Annotated in this window: 6 protein-coding genes; 4 read left to right on the top strand and 2 right to left on the bottom strand. The window is 55.5% G+C overall.

Annotation, left to right across the window (positions count from 1 at the left end; translation table 11 throughout):
- Positions 1 to 82 precede the first annotated feature (82 nt).
- From GOV45_RS23100 to GOV45_RS23090, 3 genes are all read left to right on the top strand, one after another.
- Positions 83 to 499 carry an adenylate/guanylate cyclase domain-containing protein gene (locus tag GOV45_RS23100; protein WP_254448104.1) on the top strand — a complete coding sequence of 139 codons (417 nt, stop codon included), beginning with the start codon at positions 83 to 85 and terminating at the stop codon, positions 497 to 499.
- 157 nt (positions 500 to 656) lie between these two features.
- A complete protein-coding gene (locus GOV45_RS23095) occupies positions 657 to 959 on the top strand; it encodes a hypothetical protein (protein WP_170482870.1) in 303 nt (100 codons plus the stop codon).
- A gap of 19 nt (positions 960 to 978) precedes the next feature.
- Positions 979 to 1191 carry a hypothetical protein gene (locus GOV45_RS23090; protein ID WP_170482867.1) on the top strand — a complete coding sequence of 71 codons (213 nt, stop codon included), beginning with the start codon at positions 979 to 981 and terminating at the stop codon, positions 1189 to 1191.
- Positions 1192 to 1381: 190 nt separating this feature from the next.
- On the opposite strand, the gene GOV45_RS23085 is transcribed toward GOV45_RS23090, so the two are convergent.
- The gene (locus GOV45_RS23085) at positions 1382 to 1789 is read right to left on the bottom strand and encodes a (R)-mandelonitrile lyase (protein WP_170482864.1); all 408 of its coding nucleotides are present in this window, start codon (positions 1787 to 1789) and stop codon (positions 1382 to 1384) included.
- A gap of 172 nt (positions 1790 to 1961) precedes the next feature.
- Positions 1962 to 2858, bottom strand: a complete 897-nt coding sequence (locus GOV45_RS23080; protein ID WP_170482861.1) for a LysR family transcriptional regulator — start codon at positions 2856 to 2858, stop codon at positions 1962 to 1964.
- Positions 2859 to 2974: 116 nt separating this feature from the next.
- Here GOV45_RS23080 and GOV45_RS23075 point away from each other — a divergent pair, with 116 nt between their 5' ends.
- On the top strand, positions 2975 to 3217 hold the full coding sequence (locus GOV45_RS23075) for a hypothetical protein (protein ID WP_170482858.1): 243 nt from the start codon (positions 2975 to 2977) through the stop codon (positions 3215 to 3217).
- Positions 3218 to 3558: the final 341 nt, after the last annotated feature.

The raw sequence follows: 3558 nt of genomic DNA, 5'->3' as shown, positions 1-3558 counted from the left end.
CGAGTGCAATTTTTGCCTCGAAAGCTGGCGTAACTTAGTGGCTGCAGTGGGCTCAGAGCATTAACTCGCTCAGCCGCAGCAAATGTCTACTTTGGGCGACGGGATTATGGTGCTGTTTAACGACCCGTTGCCCTGCGAGGATCCTGCCGGTGACGCGATTCGGCTCGCGGTCGCGATGCGCGCGAAAATGGTTGAGTTGTCCAAGCAATGGAAGCGGCTAGGTCATAGACTTGGGTTCGGAGTGGGCGTATCGCTCGGATATGCAACCGTAGGCATGGTCGGGTATGAAGATCGATCAGACGACACCGCCTCGGGCATTGCAATCAACGTGGCGGCACGTCTCTGCGATAGGGCCGAGGACGGCGAGATACTGCTCAGCACCCGCGCGGCGATCGCCGTGGAAGACAAATTCCCGTCGGTCTCAGCAGGAGAGGTTACGCTCAAGGGTATCCGCGAACCAGTTGTGGTTTTCCGGATGACTTATGGCAAAGCAGGGTAGGATAACAGGCATTGGCGACGGTTGCTTTGGCGCCCGCTTCGGACTCGGTGAGGTCAAGCGATGATAATTCGTGAGCGTCTTCTAAGCGTTCGAAGCTGACACCCGACAGATTTGACTGAACAGCTTCCAGCCTATTTTAGAGAAAAGGGAATTTCGTATGAACAGATGGATTTATTCTGGGTTCGCGTTGCTGGTTTCAGCGTGCAGCCCACCTCCCCAGGCTCCATTGGTCACTGACGCGAACGGTCAGACTGCCATCCAAATCAACACAAGTGGGCTGACATGCTACGAGTCAACCTGTCTGGAGATCACAAGGGGCAGCGTTCGCGCGATCGGACACAAGAGAGCGCGGATCCCAAAAGGAATCGATGTCAGCAGCGGAGCCGTCACTCCAGACGAGTTCAAGCGGACGCGCCAATCAGCGATGCTGGCGGGCGGTCCCGGTTCTGGCAATCGGTAAACGAATAAGAGGTCGAGATATGTTCAACGATGACGTCCAGGCACGATGCCCGGAATGCGGATCGCCGGATACGGTGATTGCAGGTGAGAAAGCTGCCTGCAATGCATGTGGGCACGAGGAGCCTTTTCTGCTCGATGAGGAGGTGCGCGGCGGAGAGCATGAGGTTGTGGCCAACGCGCAGAAAATAGCACGGGCGAGAGACGTTCTGCAGCGATGGGATTTTGCAGGGTAAGTGGGTGGTTGAGGAGGCTAGAAATCCAGAAAAGTGAAAACGCGCTGTGCGGGCCTCTCAGGAACGAAACGAGGGCCGCGCTCCGGAGACGAAAAAATCCCTTACCCCCCTTTAAATGGGCGTTCAATGAGTCGGGAAGGATTCTGGAGTGGTTACTCGGCTGCGTCTTGCTCGGTAGGGATCACGCGCTTCATTCTGCGCGCGCTGCGCTGTAATCCTCGTCTGAGACATGCTCCATCCAATCCGCAGTCTTGCCTTCGACAGACGTCTGCACAGCCAGATGGGTCATCGCACAGTCTGGCGACGCGCCGTGCCAATGCCGCTCTCCTGGTGCGAACCACACCGTATCGCCAGGGCGCAACTCCTGCACTGGCTGCCCCTCAGACCCAGCCAGGCCCAAGCCCGACAAAACATGCAGCGTTTGACCGGCAGGGTGCGTGTGCCAAGCTGTCCGTGCGCCGGGCTCAAAAGTCACCGCAAGGATCTTGACCGGCGAGGGATCATTCCCTGTCACAACGGGATCAAAGCGGACCGTGCCGGTGAAATACTCATTGCCGGGAAATTGAGAGGGCCGGTCCCCGGCGCGGTGAATTTTCATGGTGTGCTCCCTTGTTGCGCTGCTCTTGGGGGCTTAGCAGAGTTCCGATTTTAAACCCAGAGGCGCGCCGGGTCGACGCGGCCATCTGAGCACCATTGTCGAATGCCCAGAATGCGACTGGAACCGGTCCTCGGTTTGAACAGGACCTACGTCCGAGTCGCTGACGAAGTCGTCAGTCTTTGCGCAAGGCTTCCGTCATGTGATCGATGAAGGCCCTGACCTTTGCAGGCATGAAATTCCTGTGCACAAATACTGCAAAGATTGGCTGTGCCACAGTCTCGTACTCGGGCAGTATACGAACTACTCGGCCGTCCGAAATCATGTCCTCAATCAGATAATCCGCGATCAACCCCACAGCCCCGCCTGTAAGGATTGCGTTCCTCGCCGCGTTTGGAGAGTTGACAACGAAACGCTCTGGCAAGGAGTAAGACACCGTTTCGCTTGAAATCGGGAACTGGTTTGTGCGCCCCCAAGTGCCGCTGATCTGTTTGACCAGCAAATGTTGATCCAAGTCGTCAAGCGAGGCTGGCATCCCATTACGGGCCAAATATTCAGGGGTCGCTACAAAGAGGAGGCGCTGCGAAAAAATCTTTCTCGCTTTCAAAGATGAGGATTTAAGCTCTCCGGATGTCCCGATGCGAACCGCTAGATCGAAGTGTTCTTGAATTAGGTCTACTTTACGGTTCGAGATTTCGAGCTCCACTGAAACCTTGGGATATTTTCGCATGAACCCCGGAATGGCCGGTGCAATGCGTTCCTGTCCAAAGGCCACAACGCTGGAAATACGCAGATGTCCGGCTGGAACGCGCTTTCTTTCACGGATTTCCTCTGAAACCGCCTCAAGTTCGTCTACAAGCACCGCCCCCTTCCGAAGAAAATCTTCGCCCTCCTCGGTCAAGCTGATACCCCGAGACGAGCGGCTAAAAAGACGAACTCCGAGATCGGCCTCCAACTCCGTTATCAATCGGCTCACAGAGGGTGGAGAGCTGTTCATACGCCGCGCCGCCGCTGCGAAACCGCCCTGCGAAACGACCTCTTGAAACACTTTGATGGCTTTGAACCTATCCATCGGTCCACCAATCCGGAAACTGGAACACTGCGTTTCGACCTTAACGCATTCCATCTAAATCGCGAAAAGCAATACCCTTAAGGCAGACTTGGCTAAATCAAACGATGGAGAAAATGATGACACAGCGCACACCGAAGAGCCGCCTTACCGACTTTGATTTGATGATAATACGTGCCGATGGTCGAACCGAGGCCGAGTTGGAAGCTATGGTTCAAGCCGGTTTTGGCTTCGCTATTATGAGTTCTGCATGCGCGTTTGTGGCCGATGGTCTGTACAGGCTGGTCCTGTTTCTAGAAGCGGGAGCGCGGCGGTCGGTGGAAGCATCGCATCTGCGCTTGTCGACCAGTTCCACGAGATGACGATGGGTGCAATCGTTCAGGCACGTATCCTGCGGCTACCGCACGCAGTTCGTGGTATGGTCCGCTTTGGGCTCGAAGTGGACATTCGCTGCACCAGGCATGAATGACGGCTCTGCGGACTAATGGTCCTTAGCACTGGCTCCAAATGGCAAGATCGCGCGGCGGGTAAATTCTTCTGACAAGACCCTCAACGCAATCATTCGCTGCAGCTTAGGGTTTGCCTCTACCGCCCCAATACTCCTTATCAGGTCCTTGATATCCAGCCCCTTCATAGCTGTCATAGCTGCACACCCTCACAACAATGATTACGAAGAGTGCCATGAGGATTGCTCTGGCAGTTG

Source organism: Ruegeria arenilitoris, from assembly GCF_013035425.1.
In the GTDB taxonomy this organism is placed as follows: Bacteria; Pseudomonadota; Alphaproteobacteria; order Rhodobacterales; family Rhodobacteraceae; genus Ruegeria; species Ruegeria arenilitoris_A.
This window is presented reverse-complemented; position numbering and strand designations above follow the sequence as displayed.

What these genes read in the sequence shown, in the direction of transcription:
- GOV45_RS23075 (WP_170482858.1), top strand. Translation starts at nt 2,975, where the DNA reads ATGACACAGCGCACACCGAAGAGCCGCCTTACCGACTTTGATTTGATG.
- GOV45_RS23100 (WP_254448104.1), top strand. Translation starts at nt 83, where the DNA reads ATGTCTACTTTGGGCGACGGGATTATGGTGCTGTTTAACGACCCGTTG.
- GOV45_RS23080 (WP_170482861.1), bottom strand. Translation starts at nt 2,858, where the DNA reads ATGGATAGGTTCAAAGCCATCAAAGTGTTTCAAGAGGTCGTTTCGCAG.
- GOV45_RS23090 (WP_170482867.1), top strand. Translation starts at nt 979, where the DNA reads ATGTTCAACGATGACGTCCAGGCACGATGCCCGGAATGCGGATCGCCG.
- GOV45_RS23095 (WP_170482870.1), top strand. Translation starts at nt 657, where the DNA reads ATGAACAGATGGATTTATTCTGGGTTCGCGTTGCTGGTTTCAGCGTGC.
- GOV45_RS23085 (WP_170482864.1), bottom strand. Translation starts at nt 1,789, where the DNA reads ATGAAAATTCACCGCGCCGGGGACCGGCCCTCTCAATTTCCCGGCAAT.